Raw genomic sequence first — 18,815 nt, 5'->3', positions numbered from 1 at the left:
TTACAGCACTTTAAAATTATAAATACCAGAATTTGATTTATTACCTTCAGCATCAATTACGACAACACTCCAATAATAAACGGTATCTGCCGTAACAGACGCTTTAATACTATTTACTTCTGGCTGCAGTGTTTGAAGCAAATCTATAGGAGGTGTTTCAACGGAAAAATAAACTTCATAATTCACGATATCATCGTCTAAATCTGACGCTGTCCATGATATGACAACCTCGTTATTGATATCCTTAAAGACATTTTCTGAAGATGCCGGACTCACAATTGTTGCCGGAAAAGGTGCAAATGTTGTTCTTGAACCTGAATTATAAAAATTCCATACCTCACTCAATACCGATTGCTCCACTCGACTATTTTTAGAACGTACAATCCAAGAAAATTGCTCTCCTTTTTCTAATGGCAATTTTGCAGAAGTGCTAGATGACGCAATAGTCTGTACTGTACCGTTAGCAGTATTCGTCACCCTTAATTCATAGGTTTCGGTATTATCGGCTGCAGACCAACGAAATTCTACCTGACTAGTCTCCTTGCCTAAACTTTGACCAGTAGTACATTCAGAATTTTGTTCTGGATAAACTAGCTGCGCAGCTTCTGGAGGCACTGGCGTACTTTTCTTTTTACAGCTTGTAAAAACCATCATTAAACATATACCTAAAAACAAAAAGCGCATCATTCTTTAATTACTTTAGAGGTTCCTTTTATCGTCTTTCCTTCGTATTTAATATAATAAATACCACTAGACAATGAACTCAAATCTAACTCTATTATTCCTTGTTGCGTAGACACGCTAGAACTTAAAATCAATCTTCCATCAGCTCCAAAAATACCCACATTTACTTCTTCATCAATAGCACCTAAATAAACTTGAAGAATATCAATTACAGGATTTGGAAAAACAATTGGTTTTTCAAAAAAGCCAACTTGTTCTTCATAAATTCCTTGACACGGAATATCGGTAGTCACTTTAAGTGTGTTCAATCCTTTCTCTAAATCTAAAACCAAAATGGATTCTTCAGTCTGTATCGAAATTCCATTTAACTCTATCGTAAAGAAAGTAGACCCTTCCATCTCAAGGGTAATTTGTGAGCCATCCAATGCAATTTTAGATGTAACACTTAACGGTGATGGTTCTGTTATTTGAACTGCTACACAGTATTCAATATAAGAAATACTACCGTCAGTTCCAGTAATACAAAGTGAATAAGTACCAGAACTCAAATTCGCCAAATTAAAGGAATTAGAAAAATTTTGAGTTAAGTTTATTCCATTCCCCAAAACCGTTATTTGATAATCAAGAGCAAGTTTCGGAATTACAGTTAATGATCCATCATTATTATCGCTACACGTTTCACTTACTAAACTTACCGTAAAGTTTTCAGCAGGAAAACGATAAACTGGACATCCAGAAGCATCAACTTCCAATCCTTCTGGTGTACCAAGGCAGAGATCATCCCCATCGTCAAAAACTCCATCGTTATCCGCATCTGGTCTAAAATCTCCTTCTACACAAACTTCAAGAGAAAAAGCCTTCAAACTACCTCCGTCAGAAGGCGCGTTATCTCTTATTTCTAAAGTCCATTCCCCAAGTATCGACTCACCATTAAACGCACTTAAACTTCCCAATGGTTTCACAATACCACTAATACCTGGGTCAATAGAACAATTAAAAGCAGGACTGTCATCATCAAAAGTGGCATTAATATTTCTTGCTTCACCACATGAGCTAGAAACTAAAGTAACCATAGTACCAGCGGGTGATGTTAGACTAATAACCAAATCTGCTAAAAAAGTATGATTAAGTTCTATGGTAACATTCATATCGGCCACAGGCAAATCTTCATAGAATACAATTTTAGAACTAACAACAGGGGTTCCACTACTTGATATAGCAATAGGTAATGCCGTTGCATCTTTTGTGGCACAATTAAACTGTATAGTTGAAAAACTAAATGGAGTACCAAAAACACCTTCGCCACAATCATTTTTTGGTTTTACTCTCCAAAAATATTCACTGTTATTATCTAAAAGTGTAGGCGAGTATGAATCTGTACCTACGGTTGCAGATTCTATAATATTTAAAAAATTGACATCGGCAGCAATTTCAACATCGTATAGTGTGTTACCTACAGCAGATTCCCATAGTAAAACAATGTCTTTAGATACATCTACCATATTATCAACAGGAGCCAGTAATGGTACTACTTCAAAATTATCATCATAAACCCTTAACTGAAGGGTAACTTCCTTAGTAACAGTCGCAGAAGTAGCCAAAATTCGAATAGGATACGTACCGACAGCTATACCTGAAACACCTTCAAAGTCAATAATAACAGAGGTATTATCAGTATCTGCAGATACTGGCGTAAATTGTGCTGTTAAGCCAATAGGCATATCTGCCGCACTGAATGTACTTACCTCGTTAAAACCCAAATTAGTTTCATAAATAAAAGGTATTGTTATATCATTAGGCTTACATACATCGAAGACAACGTCCTCAAAACTAAGTACTATCTCAGACGGTGTAATAGAAAAACCAGCGGAATTAACCGAAAAGAAAATATTATTATCGGCTTTCACCATAATACGACCGGAGGTGGTCGATACATTTGGAATAATTACACTTTGACTTCCATCATTAATAGTATTTTCAACCAACACTATAGGATAAGTAATACCACGATCTGTAGACAAAAATATTGATACGGTTTCTGCGCTAATTGGCGCAATATCGGTATTGGCAACATCCCATGTTATAGTCTGTACCGACCCTGCCTGAAAAGATAGTTCGGTATCTTGCGAGGTAACTACAAATGGCCCAGCTTCGTTTAATATAGATACCTGCAATTCATCTGAAATTGATTGGCCACCGTTTAAAGCATTATCACGTACGGTCAATGAAAATTTCATTTCACGTCCAATATTCGAAATTGTTTCCCAAGCATCGCCTACTGTAGGCGATATTTGTGTCAACTCATCACTTAAAACTCGATTTAATTTAGGAAAATAACGTTCTGGTAAAAGGCTTGGAGGTAAAGACCTAAAATTAGCCCCTGCAGGGTTATTAGGCCCGAAAGTGGCTTGCGTAACCACACCATTATCTATCTGTTCCCAAGTATAACTAAGAACATTCAATGCATCAACATCATTTGCCTCACCAGTTAAAACGAACGGCGTTCCTTTAGGAATACTATAGTTAGACAAAGGAAGTAATGTTGGTGGTGTATTAATTATAACTTGAGTTTCACCACAAGAAACAGTTTGTAAATAATCCCTTATTTGAACAATACTTACATAATGAAAATAATCATCGCTGTTCGCTGCAACGTTGTTGCTCCCTGTTATACCTGCATAACCCATTATGGTTGTACCACTTGCTGGCTCAACCTGTACTATGGTACCTTCAGAAATATGTGAGAAAGAATGGTTTGCACCAAATTGATGCCCCATTTCGTGGGCGACTAAATCAATATCAAAAGCATCACCTGTAGGAGAAGACAAAGTTGTATAACCACTACCTTTTCTATTGTCTGTACAAACGGCCCCAATAAAACCAGAATTACCATCTAAGGTATTATCTTGTTGGTTAAACAAATGTCCAATGTCATAATTAGCTTCACCGATAATATTGGTAAGGGTATTTTGAACTTGAGCACTTAAACTACCTGTATAGGGATCCGTCTCAGGGTCTGTAAAAATCACCAAATCGGTATTATCGATTAACTCAAGACTTATTGCTAAATCACGCTCAAAAATCGCATTTATTCTTGTCAAGGTCGCATTGATTGCTGCAAGTGCATCTGCCTTAGTACCGCCATGAAATTGAGTATATTCACCAGAAGCTGAAATAGCAACCCTAAAAGTTCTAAGAGTCTGATCATCTACCAATTTAGCGGTTGTATTTTGAGAAAACTCCATTACCTTAGGCATTGTACGACAGATAAAATTTAGGTCGCTTTCTTTTTGATCTGTTCTTCGATATAAAACATAGGTATCGGTGGCAGATTTTTGCATAAAAAGTGCTCCACTGTCCCCGGGTGTACTTATCATACTTTGTATACCTTTTGGAGAAATACTAAAACGAACCTGCATAGCCGCATCATGCAAAGCGATTCCTTTATATGATTTTATGGAAGGATACCTTTCAGCAAGTTTGGCAGAAAACACATTTGCCTCCTCTACTTGAAATGGAATTAATTTACCCTGTTCATCAGGGAAATAAATTATTTTAGAACTTGTCTTTAGAGAAAGGGCATTAAAAAATTGTTCTTGATTTAAAACAAAGCCTTTCCCTTTATCAACTTGAATACGTTGCTTAGAAAACTGTTTAGCAAGTCCCGTTAATTCCGTATTTTTCCAATATGTAGATTGAGCTACCCCGTAAAAGGAAAGAAATACTATGGTAATTGAAAAAACTAGGCGTAATTTTGCAATCATTAAGAGGCTTTTATCTCAAATCAAATATAAGTCTTTTTATTTTCTATCATAGGTGATTACAGTCCGCAACATTTCCAAATATAAAGAAGAATATCCCACAGTCATTACTATTGGCACCTTTGATGGGGTGCATATAGGTCACCTTAAAATACTTAACAAAATCATAAACCATGCCAAGAGCACAGAGCTTAAATCGTCGGTACTGACTTTTTTTCCTCATCCGCGAATGGTTTTGCAAAAAGATACCGACATTAAACTATTGAATACAATAGATGAAAAAGTCAGTATCTTAGAACGACTTGGTTTAGATGTTTTAATAATTCATCCGTTTACAAAAGAATTTTCAAGACTAACGGCTACTGAATTCGTTCGTGATATTCTTGTCAACACCTTAAATATTAAAAAGGTAATTATTGGTTATGACCATAGATTTGGTCGTAATAGAAATGCCAACATAACGGATTTAATTGCTTTTGGCAATGCGTTAGACTTTACTGTCGATGAGATTCCTGCACAAGAAATCGATGATGTTTCTGTAAGTTCTACAAAAATCAGAAAGGCCTTAGAAGATGGTGATATAGATACGGCAAATAGTTATTTAGGATATGAATACATGCTTACAGGTACTATTGTAAGAGGAAAAGGAATTGGCAAACAACTAGGTTACCCTACCGCAAACCTTTCAATTGCTGAAAATTATAAGCTAATACCTAAAAATGGTGCGTATATCGTTAAAAGCACTTTGGATGGTAAAATAGTTTATGGCATGATGAATATTGGCTTTAACCCAACTGTCAATGGCACGGCGAAATCAATTGAAATTAACTTCTTCGACTTTGATGCTGATCTTTATGATAAAAAGATACAAGTCGATATTTTAGCACGCTTAAGAGATGAACATAAGTTTGAATCGATAGATGCTTTAAAAGCGCAATTAGTAAAAGACAAAGAAAAATCACTCCAATATATTCAGCGATAGTATGTTAAACAGGTTATTATTTCAACGTATAGATAATAGCTCTTTAATCATTTTTCGCATATTCTTTGGTATTTTAATATCCCTTGAATGTTTTGGCGCAATCGCTACGGGCTGGGTAAAGCGGAACCTAATAGACCCTAAATACAATTTTCCATTTATTGATTTTGATTGGCTACAACCTTTACCTGGTTTAGGCATGTATTTCTACTTTAGTCTTATGGGCCTTTTGGGTCTATTTATAGCTTTTGGTTTTAAATACCGGGCGAGCATGATAACCTTCACCCTATTATGGACGGCTACCTATTTAATGCAAAAAACCGCTTATAATAACCACTACTATTTACTTATTTTAATTTCTTTTTTGATGTGCTTTTTTCCTGCAGGAAGAGCAAAATCAATTGATGTCAAATTAAATCCGAAGTTAGAAACCAATTCAATGTACAGTTATGTTAAATGGACTATTGTGCTTCAACTATTTATTGTTTACGTATACGCATCTATTGCTAAAATGTACGGAGACTGGCTAGATTTCAGTATGATTGAAGTTTTGATGCGACCTAAAAAAAATTATTGGGTGATAGGTGAATTTTTACAACAACCATGGGTACATACTATTATAGGAATAGTAGGGGTGTTATTCGACTTGCTTATTGTACCAGCTTTACTTTGGAAGCGGACCCGGAAAATAGCATTTTTTCTATCTGTTTTCTTTCATTTGTTTAATTCCATTATTTTTCAAATAGGTATTTTTCCATATTTATCGATAGCCTTTTCCGTATTCTTTTTTGAGCCAAAAACTATACGAAGTATATTTTTCAAGTCAAAACAACCCTATACTAAATCAAACGAAATTGTAATTCCCAATCACAAAAGCAGCCTAATCTTGGTAGCTGTCATTTATTTTATTGTCCAATTATTATTGCCAATTAGGCATTATACTATTGACGATGATGTTTTATGGACGGAGGAAGGTCATCGAATGAGCTGGCGAATGATGTTGAGAAGTCGAAGTGGCAAAGGAGATTTTAAGGTCATCGACAAAAACACTCAGGAAGTTTTCGAGATAATACCCAAAAACTATCTTACCCCTGGTCAACAACGAAAAGTATTTGCCTATCCGGATTTTGCATGGCAGTTCGCCCAATATTTAAAGATAGAATTCGAAAAAAAGAATATGGATGTTGCTGTCCATTTAGAGAATTCCCAAATCAGCATCAACGGAAAGTCATTTGTACCATTTTTAAATTCAACAATTGACTTGGCTGCAGAACCATGGAAACCATTAAAACACCACACTTGGATTTTGCCGTCAAACTTACAGGCAAACAAGTAACTTTTTAAATTGATTTAATGCTGACATAGTTTATTCGATTTGCTCTAAAAACTCGTCGCCTAACTCGTCAATATTGATGATATCTAATATAAAATGTTCAAAAACCAATTTAATCGATGTTTAGACCTTAGAGGTAGCCAGTTTAAATCTAAGATTAGTGTAAATTTGCAGCCAAATACGACCAGTAATGTTACAAATACATACCATAAGAGATAATAAAGAAGAACTTATCCTTGCCCTTGCAAAGAGAAATATTGATGCCAAGCCACTATTGGAAAATATCATTCAATTAGACGAAAATAGACGTACTACACAAACACGTTTAGATAACATTTTGGCAGAAGCTAATAAGCTTTCGAAAGAAATAGGTGTATTGTACAAAACAGGAAAGGCTCAAGAAGCTGATTCGCTTAAAGAACAAACGGTCAACTTAAAGGAAGAATCTAAACAACTGGGCGAAGATTTAAATACTATCGAAGAAAAGCTACAAGCATTGTTATACCAGATACCAAATGCTCCACATTCTTCTGTTCGTAAAGGGTCTTCTGAAGAGGATAATGAAGAAATTTTCAGAGAAGGTGATATTCCTGTTTTAGATGCTGCTGCACTACCACATTGGGAACTAGCAAAAAAGTATGATATCATCGATTTTGAATTAGGAGTAAAAATAGCAGGAGCAGGTTTTCCTGTTTACAAAGGTAAAGGCGCCCGTTTACAACGTGCTTTAATCGCATACTTCTTAGATAAAAACACAGAAGCAGGGTACACAGAGATTCAAGTGCCTCATTTAGTAAATGAACTATCTGGCTATGGTACTGGACAGTTGCCTGATAAAGAAGGTCAGATGTATCATGTAACGGCAGACGATCTTTACTTAATACCAACCGCAGAAGTACCAATTACCAATATTTTCAGAGATGTAATTGTAAACGAAAGCGATTTCCCTATTACTTATACAGGCTACACACCATGTTTTAGAAGAGAAGCTGGTAGTTATGGTGCACATGTTCGGGGACTAAACCGTTTACACCAATTTGATAAGGTTGAAATTGTTCGGGTAGAACATCCAACGAAATCTTATGATGCTTTAGACGGAATGGTAGAACATGTAAAGAATATTTTAAGAGAATTAAAACTACCGTACCGTGTTTTGCGCCTTTGTGGTGGTGATTTAGGATTTACGGCTGCACTTACTTTTGACTTTGAAGTATTCTCAACCGCACAAGACCGTTGGCTAGAAATAAGTTCTGTTTCTAATTTTGAAACCTACCAGGCGAATAGGTTAAAATTACGGTTCAAGGATGAAAATGGAAAAAATCAATTAGCACATACCTTAAATGGTAGCTCATTAGCCTTGCCTCGTGTATTAGCGGGAATTTTAGAAAATTATCAAACGCCAGAAGGCATTAGAATACCAGATGTATTAGTGCCTTATTGTGGCTTTGATATAATTAATTAATCTTGATAAATTTTAACTTTTAGTACTGCAAATGTGAATTGGCAGTTGTAAGAGTAATTAAAAAGGAAACGCCGTGTAAATTTAATTTACACGGCGTTTCCTTTTTAAGAAATTCCTTAAATTTAAAGATTGGTTTAAAACATAATTCGCACATGGAATATACAGTAAAAGCACATTCGTTTTCTAAGACCAATGCCCTTATAGAAATAAAGCAATCAAGCATTGATTTTGGAATTACCCCAGAAACAGCAGATAGCTTACCAAACCCAGCAGAGTTATTTTTAGGTTCATTTTCGTCTTGTATACTTAAAAATGTTGAGCGCTTTTCTGTTCTTATGCATTTTGAATATACCACAGCTGAAATTTCAGTGAAGGCCACACGTTTAGAAAAACCACCAAGAATGGACGAGATAAACTATGTTTTAAAAGTACATAGTAAAGACAAGAATCTGAATATCGAATTACTTAAAAAAAACATTGAAAAGTTCGGAACAATTTATAATACGGTAAAGTTGTCTTGTACCATAAATGGCACAATTGAAAAAATTTCAGAGTAGAAAAAACGAATATTTTATCCTCTATTTTTACAGCAAAATTAGCCTCATATATTCTGCTAACAAACCAACTTGAAAATGGATATTTGCTATAACGAATAAGCAAAAGAGAAATACCACCTTTACGATAAATAAATATCAGAATATGAATTGGATTATTTTAATTATTGCAGGGGTATTCGAAGTAGTCTTTGCATTCTGTTTAGGAAAGGCCAAAGAAACCACAGGTAACGAAATGTACGTATGGTATACAGGTTTTTTTATTGCACTATGTATTAGCATGGTCCTTTTAATAAAGGCTACACAAACCCTGCCCATAGGAACAGCTTACGCAGTATGGACAGGTATTGGCGCTGTTGGCACAGTGTTACTGGGAATTGTGGTATTCAAAGAACCTGCCACTTTTCTTAGACTGCTCTTCATCACCACTCTCATTGGCTCAATTATTGGTTTAAAGGTAGTATCTCATTAAATTTATACCAATTAGAAATTCAGTAACTAATAAATAGATTTACGATTTAATTTTATTAAGGTTATAAATTGAAAATCTGATTATCATGAATAAAAAAGTTACAGAATATCTTAATGTACTTCCCTAATATAAAGATGAGCTTACTTGGATTCGAGAGATAATTCTTGATTGTGACTTGGTAGAAAATTTCGAATGGAAATATTCTTGATATACCAATAAGGGTAAAATATTGTACTCTGCATGGTTTTGAAAAATATAGCGCCCTCTTGTTCGTCAAAAAAGGTGTTTATTACATTTCTCACAAGCAAAACAGCCTACAACACAGCTATCAAGAATTGAAAAAAATCCGAAACGAATTTTTGATGGCAAGAGATTAAATAATTGTATTTGCGAACTTTCTAAACGAACGCTAAACTGCTATCGTTCTCGCAATAACTCTCCACTATATAAAAATATTGCACCTATGTTGTTACCATCTCCTTAACAACATCTTATAGCATTCTACGTATCTTTGAATATGCGTTTTTTAATCTTCCTCTTAACTTATTTAACATTGGCAACTTTTGCTTGGGCACAAGATGATTTCTTGGCCAAGCAATATTATGCTGACGGCGATTTTGAAAAGGCTGTAGTTTTCTACGAGAAATTAATAGAGAAAAATCCTAGACGTACACAATATGTACAAGATTTAGTTGCATGTTACCAACAACTAGAACGTTATGAAGATGCTAGTGAATTTCTAAAGGAACGTTTAAATGACCGAAACCCCTACCCTACTTTATTGGTTGATTTAGGATACAATTACGCCCTACAAGAACAGGCAGAAATGGCACAAGCCTATTATGATAAAGCTTTAGATATCATTCCTAAAAATCCCAATTACGGATATGCTATTGGTCTTCAATTTCAAAAGTACACTTTATTAGATATGGCCGTTAAGGCTTTTGAAAAATCGATGCGTCTCAACCCTGCATTAGATTTCAATTTTCAATTAGCACGTATTTATGGTGAACAGGGTAATGTTGAAGCCATGTACAATGCTTATCTAAATCTGGTTATTGATGGTAAAACTTCAAAATCGAATATTCTAAGAAGTATCGATGATTTTATTTCGGAAAATTCGGAGGATAAAAATAATATTGTTTTAAAGAAAGTTCTTCTTGAACGCGCTCAGAAAAATCCTGATATCGTTTGGAACGAATTACTTAGTTGGCTATTTGTGCAACAAAATCAGTACAGTAGTGCCTTCAGACAAGAAAAAGCAATTTTTAAACGCATCAATGGCAGTTCTACCATACGTTTAGAGAATTTAGGTGATAATGCCCTAGAAGATAAAGAACATGAGGTAGCTAAAGAGATTTACAGCTACATCATTGATAATACGAACAACGAGATAACCAAACTAGATGCAGAGTTAAACCTAATCGATATTGAATTAATAACCGCCTCTAAAGGTCAATTAGATGCCATTCAAAAGAAGTATGACGCACTTTTAGATGCGTATGGATATAAGACACAGACATTGCAGCTTCAAGTAGCCTACGCAAATTTTCTCACGTTTAAAAAAAATGAACCACAACAAGCAGAAAAGCTTTTAAAAAATAGTCTTGAGCTTCCATTAAGTGACCGCGGCACTGCCTATCTAAAATTAGCTTTGGGTGATATTTTGGTCTATCATAAAAAATTCAACGAAGCACTAATCTATTTCTCGCAGATACAACAGAAATTAAAAAATGATGTGCTTGGCCAAGATGCTCGCTTTAAAGTTGCCCAAACCAGCTTTTATAAAGGCGATTTTGATTGGGCGTTGACCCAGTTGAAGGTTTTAAGAAGCTCAACATCACAGTTAATTGCCAATGACGCAATGCAATTGAGCTTATTGATTTCTGATAATTCATTGGAAGATTCTACCCAAACAGCTTTAAAAAAATATGCCCGAGCAGATTTTTTAGCCTATCAGAATAAAACCGAGGATGCTATAACTGCTTTTAACGATATTCTAGAAAATCATAAAGGTGAAAAAATTGAGGATGAAGCTTTGCTTAAACAGGCCCAGTTATTTGAATCACTAAAAAAATATGATGAAGCCCAGCTGAACTATCAAAAAATAATCACTTTTTATGGAAATGGTATTTTAGCAGATGATGCCTATTATGCCTTGGGCGAGCTTTACAGAAAAGTCTACAAAGACACTACAAAAGCTAAAGAGCATTATGAAAAAATAATCTACAACTATCAAGACAGTTATTATTTTCCGCAAGCGAGAAAAAACTTTAGAATATTAAGAGGCGACTCAATTAATTAAAAACTCTATTCGCAAAATTAAATTTAAGATCTGGTTGAATTAACTTTGTACCTAACATTTGAGTTTAAAATAGAATCTGAATAAAACACATGTATATATATAATATAACCACCAATATTGAAGAAACTAGCCATGATGCTTGGGTAAAATGGATGAAAGAAATTCATATACCAGAAGTATTATCAACAGGTAAGTTTTTAAGTGCGAAATTTACGAAAGTATTGATCGAAGAAGATATGGGTGGCTTCACCTATTCTGTTCAATATACCGTGCAAGACAAAGCCACTTTAGATCGATATTATGAAGAAGATGCTCCTAAATTAATAGAGAGTATTCAACGTAATTTTGCAGGCAAATTGGTTTCCTTTAAAACAGAATTAGAAGTTGTAGATGAATACTTTGTTCAACGAGCAACCGCCACACATTACTTGTTTACCTATGGCACCTTACAAGAAAGAGATGTGCAATTAGGTGTTTTCTCTAGACCCCTAACTGGCTTTGAAGATGATTTACCGTTGTATATTATTTCAGATACCATGGTCGCGGACCTTTATCCGACGTTACATCATACAGGACAAAAAGAAGATATCATTAAAGGGCGGGTCTACACATTATCACATCAAGAATTGCAAAAAGCCGACATTTATGAAGGTGAAGCTTATGAGCGCATTCAAATTCAATTAGCATCGGGAAAAAAAGCATGGGCATATATTGCTAAATAAGCTTGGTTTAAGAACACATTATGGGAACGAAAAGGAAAAAGAATAAAGGTGATAAGTATGCACATAAAAAGCATCAGGAAAAAGGTCCCGTTAAAGCCAAGAAGCACTTAGGTCAGCATTTTTTGAAAGATGAAGATATTGCCAAACAAATTGCTGATACACTTTTACAAAAAGAATATCATAATGTTATAGAAATCGGACCTGGCACAGGCGTTTTAACAAAATATCTACTACTACGAAACAGTAATTTAGTGGCGATGGATTTAGATACGGAGTCTATAAAATATCTAAATGAAACCTTTCCTTTAGAGCATCCAAAAGCATTTGAAGGTGATGGTTCTTTTAAAGTCATTGAAGCTGATTTCTTGAATTTTGATATTCAAACAATATTCGGCACAGAGCAATTTGGCATTACGGGCAACTTTCCCTATAATATTTCTACCCAAATTGTTTTTAAAATGCTCGAATTGAGGGATCAGGTTCCAGAATTTTCTGGTATGTTTCAAAAAGAAGTAGCCGAACGGATATGCTCTAAAGAAGGCAGTAAAGCATATGGAATTTTATCTGTTTTAGCTCAGGCTTTCTATGATGCTGAATATCTTTTTACGGTACAACCAGAAGTATTCGATCCACCGCCAAAAGTACAATCGGGTGTATTAAGACTTACCCGTAAAGCAAACTTTCAACTTCCTTGTGACGAGCAGTTATTTCGTAGAGTAGTTAAGACTGCTTTTAACCAACGTAGAAAAACATTAAGGAATAGCTTAAAAACCTTTGCTCTTTCAGATAATCTCAAAGAAGATACTATATTTGACCAACGACCGGAACAACTGTCAGTAGAAGATTTTATAGCATTGACGAAGAAAATAGCAGATGACACCCTTTAAACTTACAGAAGAACTTGTAAACGATATAGAACAGCACATTGAAAATCAAAATGATGCTGAACTAACTACATTGTTCCATGATGTTCATTATGCTGATATTGCTGAAATTATCAATGAACTTGATGATGATGAAGCTACCTATCTGATTAAATTATTAGATAGTGATAAAACTTCTGATATTCTTACGGAGTTAGATGAGGATATTCGAGAAGCTATCCTAGGAAATCTATCCTCTAAAGAAATTGCCAGTGAACTTGAAGAATTGGACACTGATGACGCGGCAGATATTATTAATGAACTTCCTAAAGAGCAGGTTCAAGATGTTATCTCAAAAATAGAGGATCGCGAACATGCTAAAGATATTGTTGACCTTTTACGTTATGCAGAAAATTCTGCCGGTGGTCTTATGGCTAAAGAGCTTGTAAAGGTTAACGAAAATTGGAATGTATTGACTTGTGTTAAGGAAATGCGCGCACAAGCTGAAAATGTTACTCGAGTACATTCTATATACGTGGTAGATGATGAAGATAAACTCAAAGGTCGATTATCATTAAAGGATTTATTGACTACATCGACCAAAACACATATAAAAGATGTATTTATATCTAAAGTAGATTATGTAAATGTAAATGAGGATCCTGAGGAAGTGGCAAGGATTATGAGTAAATATGACTTGGAAGCCATACCTGTAGTTGATGAAATAGGCAGACTGGTAGGTCGTATTACTATTGATGATATTATTGATGTTATTAAAGAAGAAGCAGAGCGCGATTACCAAATGGCTGCAGGTATTTCTAGAGGCGTAGAGGCAGATGATAGTATTTGGGAATTGACCAAGGCTCGTTTACCATGGTTAATTATTGGTATGTTTGGTGGTATTGGCGCAGCGAGTATCATTAGCAGTTTTCAAGAAGTAATGAGTACATTTCCCATTCTTCTAATATTCGTACCCCTAATACAAGCTACTGCTGGTAATGTTGGTGTACAATCATCGGCCATAATGGTACAAGGTCTTGCAAACAATACGGTAAAAGGCGAAATTTTAAATCGTTTAATAAAAGAATTCACCTTGGGCCTAATCAATGGAGTTGCCATTGCTGCTATAGTATTACTAATAAGTCATTTCTTCTTTCACACCAGTTATCTGATTTCAATAACACTCTGTGTAGCCCTCGTTGCAGTCATTATAATAGCGGCATTGATAGGTACTTTTATACCTGTATTTTTAGACAAAAGAGGCGTTGACCCAGCAGTAGCCACTGGTCCTTTTATTACAACAGGAAATGACATTTTCGGTATTTTAATCTACTTTTCTATCGCTAAGCTTATTTTAGGCATATAATAAAATACTTTTTCTTCTTATTAGATTACCATTCCTTTATGTATCTTACTTTATACAACTTTATTTAAGTCTAATTGTGCGCGCTATGTAAGATAGCATGCATAATTCATCATTTAAAAATTAACAGCACCAATGAAGAGCATAAATCTAAAAGACAAATTTGAGTTGGTTGATGCGTATTGGCATCCACACCAAATCGGCACTGTAGATAATATGCAAGTATTGCTGGCAAAGTTAAAAGGTGAATTTGTATGGCATGCCCATGAAAATGAAGATGAACTATTTCAAGTTATAAAAGGAACACTTCATATGCAATTTAGAGATCGAACCGAAGTCGTGAACGAAGGTGAAATAATTATTGTTCCGAAAGGGGTTGAGCATTGCCCAATCACAAAAAACAATGAAGAGGTTCAGGTATTATTATTTGAAAAATTAATTACAAACCATACGGGAAAGGTTGAAACTGAATTAACCCAAACCAATTATCCAAAAATATAATTTCTAGTAAATGAAAGTATTACACGTAGATGTTAACCACCCACTAATTATTGAACAATTTTCTGAATTAGGTTTTCAGAACGATGAAGATTACACCTCATCTAAAAAAGAAATTGAAAACAAAATTGATAAGTACGACGGATTAATCATTCGCAGTAGATTTACTATTGACGCTGAATTTTTAGATAAAGCGAAGAACCTTAAATTTATTGGTCGATTAGGTGCCGGACTTGAAAATATTGACATAAAACACGCCAAATCGTTAGGTATATTTCTTGCCGCAGCGCCTGAAGGTAATCGAAATGCAGTAGGTGAGCATGCCATGGGTATGCTGTTGTCGCTATTCAACAAATTAAACGAGGCTGACCGAGAAGTTAGAAGTGGAAAATGGGATCGCGAAGGCAATAGAGGTATAGAATTAGAAGGCAAGGTCGTTGGTATTATCGGTTATGGTAATATGGGCAAAGCGTTTGCGAAAAAACTAAAAGGCTTTGATGTAGAGGAAGTAGTTTGTTATGACATACAAGGCGGTGTAGAAGATGAAAATGCCAGACAGGTAGGAATTATGGAATTTCAAAACCGCGTTGATGTAGTGAGTCTGCATGTGCCTCAAACAGAATTGACAGTCGGTATGATAGATTCCGAATTTCTAAATAAATTTGAAAATCCTATTTGGATTATAAATACTGCAAGAGGAAAATGTATTAAAACAGCTGATTTGGTTGAAGCATTAAAATCGGGCAAGGTTCTAGGTGCAGGATTAGATGTTTTAGAGTATGAAAAGGCTTCTTTCGAAAATATGTTTTCGGAAGGAAACTTACCTGACGCTTTTCAATATTTAATAAACTCAGACCAAGTCATACTTTCACCACACGTAGCAGGTTGGACAGTTGAAAGCAAAATAAAATTAGCGCAGACCATAGTTGATAAAATAAAAGCGAAATTTTTAGCTTAAAATGAAATATTCAGCCAATTCACCTGAGGATTATGTTAACCAGCTACCCCAAGAACGGCGAGAGGTAATTGATAAATTACGCATTATTATTTCACAAAAGCTACCGGTAGGCTTTGAAGAACAACTTAGCTATGGGATGTTGGGATATGTTGTACCACATGCATTATATCCGGCCGGTTATCATGTAAACTCAGGACTTCCTTTGCCTTTTATAAATTTAGCATCTCAAAAGAATTTTATTGCACTGTATCATTCTGGTATATATACAAATACTGATTTAATGACATGGTTTGTCACAGAATATCCGAAATACTGTAAACGTAAACTAGATATGGGTAAAAGTTGTATTCGATTCAAGAACCTAGATGATATTCCTTATAAATTGATTGCAGAGCTGTGTACTAAAATGACGGTCCGAGAATGGATTGATTTATATGAGAAAAATCTAAAAAAATAAAATACATCTAAAAAAACGGAATCATGAAAAAAAGAGTCACAGGATTAGGCGGTTTCTTTTTTAAAACGAAAGACCCTAACAAGGTAAAAGACTGGTACAATAAGCATTTAGGTCTTGATACAGACCAATATGGAAGTACTTTTTGGTGGAAAGACAAAGAGGGAAATGATTGCTCAACACAATGGAGCCCTATGAAAGATGATACAACATATTTTAAGCCTAGTACATCGCCTTTTATGATGAATTTTAGGGTAGAAAATTTAGTGGAATTATTACAGATTTTAAAAGAGGAAGGAGTTACAGTGGTCGGTGATATTGAAGAATTTGAATACGGAAAATTTGGTTGGATCCTTGATCCCGATGGTAATAAAATAGAACTTTGGGAACCTATTGATAAAGCATTTTTATGATGTTCAAATATTTGTTACATTTAACATTCATAATAACCACCAAATAATAACGAAAATGTCAGACGAGAATAAAGATTTAGGAGATAAAGCAGAAGATGCTTTTGACAAAGCTAAAGAATCTGCAAAGGACTTAGGGGACAAGGCGGAAGATGCCTTTGATAATGCCAAAGATAAATCTGAAAAAGCATACGACAACGCAAAAGAATCTGCGAAAGAATTTTCAGAAGACACTAAAGAATCTGCGAAAGAATTTAGCGATGGTGCTAAAAAAACAGCTAATGAGTTTACAGCAGGAGCAAAAGAAGCATTTAGCGGTGCTGGAGGCGAGAATAAAAAAATGCTAGCAGGTATATTAGCTATTATATTAGGTAGTTTAGGTATTCACAAATTTATTTTGGGATATCAAAAAGAAGGAATTATAATGTTAGCGATAACACTGGTAGTAGGATTTTTCACTTGTGGAATTGGAGCTTCTGCTATGGGTTTAGTAGGCGTTATCGAGGGAATCATCTATTTAACAAAATCAGATGAAGAGTTTTACAATACCTATCAGGTAGGTAGAAAACCTTGGTTCTAAAAAATTAAAGTCGGGTAAAATACTATCCGGCTTTTTTTATTTAATTTATTATCGTAATATTGCAATATATAAATATGAAATGGGCGTTACCAAAACACAAATTTTTAATCTAGAGCAAAACGAATTGGCTGTTATCTTTAAGGTATTATCTAATCCTGCTCGTATTGCCATCTTACAATATATAAGTCAACAAGACTCATGTATTTGTAATGATATCGTTGATGAAATAGGATTGGCACAACCAACAATTTCACAACATTTAAAAGAACTAAAAAGTATTGACCTCATAAAAGGGGAAATTGAAGGAAAGAAGGTCTGCTATTGCATCAATCTACCGAGATGGACAGAAATACAAGCCGTTCTAAATTCATTTTTTAATACCACAAAAAGCAATTGTTGTTAATTAAAATTCTAAAACATGAAAACAAATGAATTTCTATCCTTATTAAAGGAAAACTCAGATAAGAGTTTAGTATTTGAATATGCACCTGGTTTATTGGTAGGTGCAAACTACCATATCACAGAAGTAAAAAATATTACTATTGATTCTGTTGATTGTGGCGCAGGAACCGATTTCTGGAAAGAAACTATAATTCAACTTTGGGAAAGTCCCGAAGAACTTGATAAAAGAGATTACATGGCTTCACAGAAGGCCTTAGATATCTTAAACAGGGTAGACCAAATAAAGCCAATGGAAAAAGACGTTGAAGTAAAATTTGAATACAGCAATTCGTTGTTTCATACTGCTCAGTTATTTGTCTTATCTCATCAAATTAAGGACAATAATCTACTTTTTCACTTAGGCGTTGAGAAAACAGATTGTAAAGCAAAAGAAACGTGTGGTGTAACAGAACCAGCAGAAGTTATGGAATCGTCTTGTGCACCTGGTAGTGGTTGCTGCTAAAACATTCAGAAATGAGTGATATAACAATAAGACCAATGTTAGCAACAGACTGGGAGTCTGTTGCTAACATTTATAAAGAAGGTATTGAGACGGGAGTTGCAACCTTTGAAACCAATGTTCCCTCTTTTGAATCTTGGGACAGAACACACATAAAAACCTGTCGATTTGTTGCAGAACTCAATGGTACCATTTTAGGATGGGTAGCACTATCGCCTGTTTCAAGTAGATGTGTTTATGGTGGTGTCGCCGAAGTCAGTGTTTATATTTCAAAAATTAGTAGAGGCAGAGGAATTGGAAAATTATTATTGAAGTATTTAATTATCGCCAGTGAGCAAGAAGGCATATGGACATTACAATCTGGAGTTTTCCCAAGCAACCACGGCAGTATTAAGGTACATGAGGCTGCAGGTTTTCGGTTCATAGGAAAACGAGAACGCGTAGGTAAGCTAGATGGCCAATGGATCGACAATATACTTTTTGAACGCAGAAGTACCATCGTAGGCGTAGATTAAA

General features: G+C 34.9%; 19 protein-coding genes. 17 read left to right on the top strand and 2 right to left on the bottom strand.

Features of this window, described 5'->3' with window-relative positions:
- Both AAC084_RS17275 and AAC084_RS17270 read right to left on the bottom strand, forming a co-directional pair.
- The gene (locus AAC084_RS17275) at positions 1-687 is read right to left on the bottom strand and encodes a hypothetical protein (RefSeq protein WP_339841486.1); all 687 of its coding nucleotides are present in this window, start codon (positions 685-687) and stop codon (positions 1-3) included.
- Positions 684-4,448, bottom strand: coding sequence for a reprolysin-like metallopeptidase (locus tag AAC084_RS17270; RefSeq protein WP_339841485.1), 3,765 nt, complete (start codon positions 4,446-4,448; stop codon positions 684-686). The genes AAC084_RS17275 and AAC084_RS17270 overlap by 4 nt, the downstream gene beginning before the upstream one ends.
- A 52-nt stretch (positions 4,449-4,500) precedes the next feature.
- Between AAC084_RS17270 and AAC084_RS17265 the strand changes: the two genes are divergently transcribed.
- From AAC084_RS17265 to AAC084_RS17185, 17 genes are all read left to right on the top strand, one after another.
- The gene (locus tag AAC084_RS17265) at positions 4,501-5,427 is read left to right on the top strand and encodes a bifunctional riboflavin kinase/FAD synthetase (protein ID WP_339841484.1); all 927 of its coding nucleotides are present in this window, start codon (positions 4,501-4,503) and stop codon (positions 5,425-5,427) included.
- 1 nt (position 5,428) lies between these two features.
- Positions 5,429-6,760, top strand: a complete 1,332-nt coding sequence (locus AAC084_RS17260) for an HTTM domain-containing protein (RefSeq protein ID WP_339841483.1) — start codon at positions 5,429-5,431, stop codon at positions 6,758-6,760.
- A 187-nt stretch (positions 6,761-6,947) separates the two neighbouring features.
- The gene (serS, locus tag AAC084_RS17255) at positions 6,948-8,219 is read left to right on the top strand and encodes a serine--tRNA ligase (RefSeq protein ID WP_339841482.1); all 1,272 of its coding nucleotides are present in this window, start codon (positions 6,948-6,950) and stop codon (positions 8,217-8,219) included.
- Positions 8,220-8,371: 152 nt separating this feature from the next.
- A complete protein-coding gene (locus tag AAC084_RS17250; protein ID WP_339841481.1) occupies positions 8,372-8,776 on the top strand; it encodes an OsmC family protein in 405 nt (134 codons plus the stop codon).
- A 142-nt stretch (positions 8,777-8,918) separates the two neighbouring features.
- Positions 8,919-9,245 (top strand): multidrug efflux SMR transporter, encoded by a 327-nt coding sequence (locus tag AAC084_RS17245; protein WP_339841480.1) that lies wholly within the window; start codon positions 8,919-8,921, stop codon positions 9,243-9,245.
- Positions 9,246-9,798: 553 nt separating this feature from the next.
- On the top strand, positions 9,799-11,550 hold the full coding sequence (locus tag AAC084_RS17240) for a tetratricopeptide repeat protein (protein WP_339841479.1): 1,752 nt from the start codon (positions 9,799-9,801) through the stop codon (positions 11,548-11,550).
- A gap of 89 nt (positions 11,551-11,639) precedes the next feature.
- Entirely contained in the window at positions 11,640-12,272 is a 633-nt protein-coding gene (locus AAC084_RS17235) for a DUF4286 family protein (RefSeq protein ID WP_339841478.1), read from the top strand.
- Positions 12,273-12,292: 20 nt separating this feature from the next.
- Entirely contained in the window at positions 12,293-13,159 is an 867-nt protein-coding gene (rsmA, locus tag AAC084_RS17230) for a 16S rRNA (adenine(1518)-N(6)/adenine(1519)-N(6))-dimethyltransferase RsmA (protein WP_339841477.1), read from the top strand.
- Positions 13,146-14,501 carry a magnesium transporter gene (gene mgtE / locus AAC084_RS17225; RefSeq protein ID WP_339841476.1) on the top strand — a complete coding sequence of 452 codons (1,356 nt, stop codon included), beginning with the start codon at positions 13,146-13,148 and terminating at the stop codon, positions 14,499-14,501. The genes rsmA and mgtE overlap by 14 nt, the downstream gene beginning before the upstream one ends.
- 132 nt (positions 14,502-14,633) lie before the next feature.
- Positions 14,634-14,999 (top strand): cupin domain-containing protein, encoded by a 366-nt coding sequence (locus AAC084_RS17220; RefSeq protein ID WP_339841475.1) that lies wholly within the window; start codon positions 14,634-14,636, stop codon positions 14,997-14,999.
- 10 nt (positions 15,000-15,009) lie between these two features.
- Complete coding sequence (locus AAC084_RS17215) at positions 15,010-15,954, top strand: 2-hydroxyacid dehydrogenase (protein ID WP_339841474.1); 945 nt, start codon at positions 15,010-15,012, stop codon at positions 15,952-15,954.
- A gap of 1 nt (position 15,955) precedes the next feature.
- A complete protein-coding gene (locus tag AAC084_RS17210; RefSeq protein ID WP_339841473.1) occupies positions 15,956-16,411 on the top strand; it encodes a DUF1801 domain-containing protein in 456 nt (151 codons plus the stop codon).
- A gap of 23 nt (positions 16,412-16,434) precedes the next feature.
- Positions 16,435-16,821, top strand: coding sequence for a VOC family protein (locus tag AAC084_RS17205; RefSeq protein WP_339841472.1), 387 nt, complete (start codon positions 16,435-16,437; stop codon positions 16,819-16,821).
- 55 nt (positions 16,822-16,876) lie between these two features.
- Positions 16,877-17,398: an NINE protein gene (locus AAC084_RS17200; protein WP_339841471.1), complete on the top strand. Its 522-nt coding sequence runs from the start codon at positions 16,877-16,879 to the stop codon at positions 17,396-17,398.
- A 79-nt stretch (positions 17,399-17,477) separates the two neighbouring features.
- Positions 17,478-17,801 carry a metalloregulator ArsR/SmtB family transcription factor gene (locus AAC084_RS17195; RefSeq protein WP_339841470.1) on the top strand — a complete coding sequence of 108 codons (324 nt, stop codon included), beginning with the start codon at positions 17,478-17,480 and terminating at the stop codon, positions 17,799-17,801.
- Positions 17,802-17,816: 15 nt separating this feature from the next.
- A complete protein-coding gene (locus AAC084_RS17190) occupies positions 17,817-18,302 on the top strand; it encodes a DUF6428 family protein (protein ID WP_339841469.1) in 486 nt (161 codons plus the stop codon).
- A gap of 11 nt (positions 18,303-18,313) precedes the next feature.
- A complete protein-coding gene (locus AAC084_RS17185) occupies positions 18,314-18,814 on the top strand; it encodes an N-acetyltransferase family protein (RefSeq protein ID WP_339841468.1) in 501 nt (166 codons plus the stop codon).
- Position 18,815 lies beyond the last annotated feature (1 nt).

It is taken from the genome of uncultured Maribacter sp. (assembly GCF_963977385.1).
Taxonomy (GTDB): Bacteria; Bacteroidota; Bacteroidia; order Flavobacteriales; family Flavobacteriaceae; genus Maribacter.
This window is presented reverse-complemented; position numbering and strand designations above follow the sequence as displayed.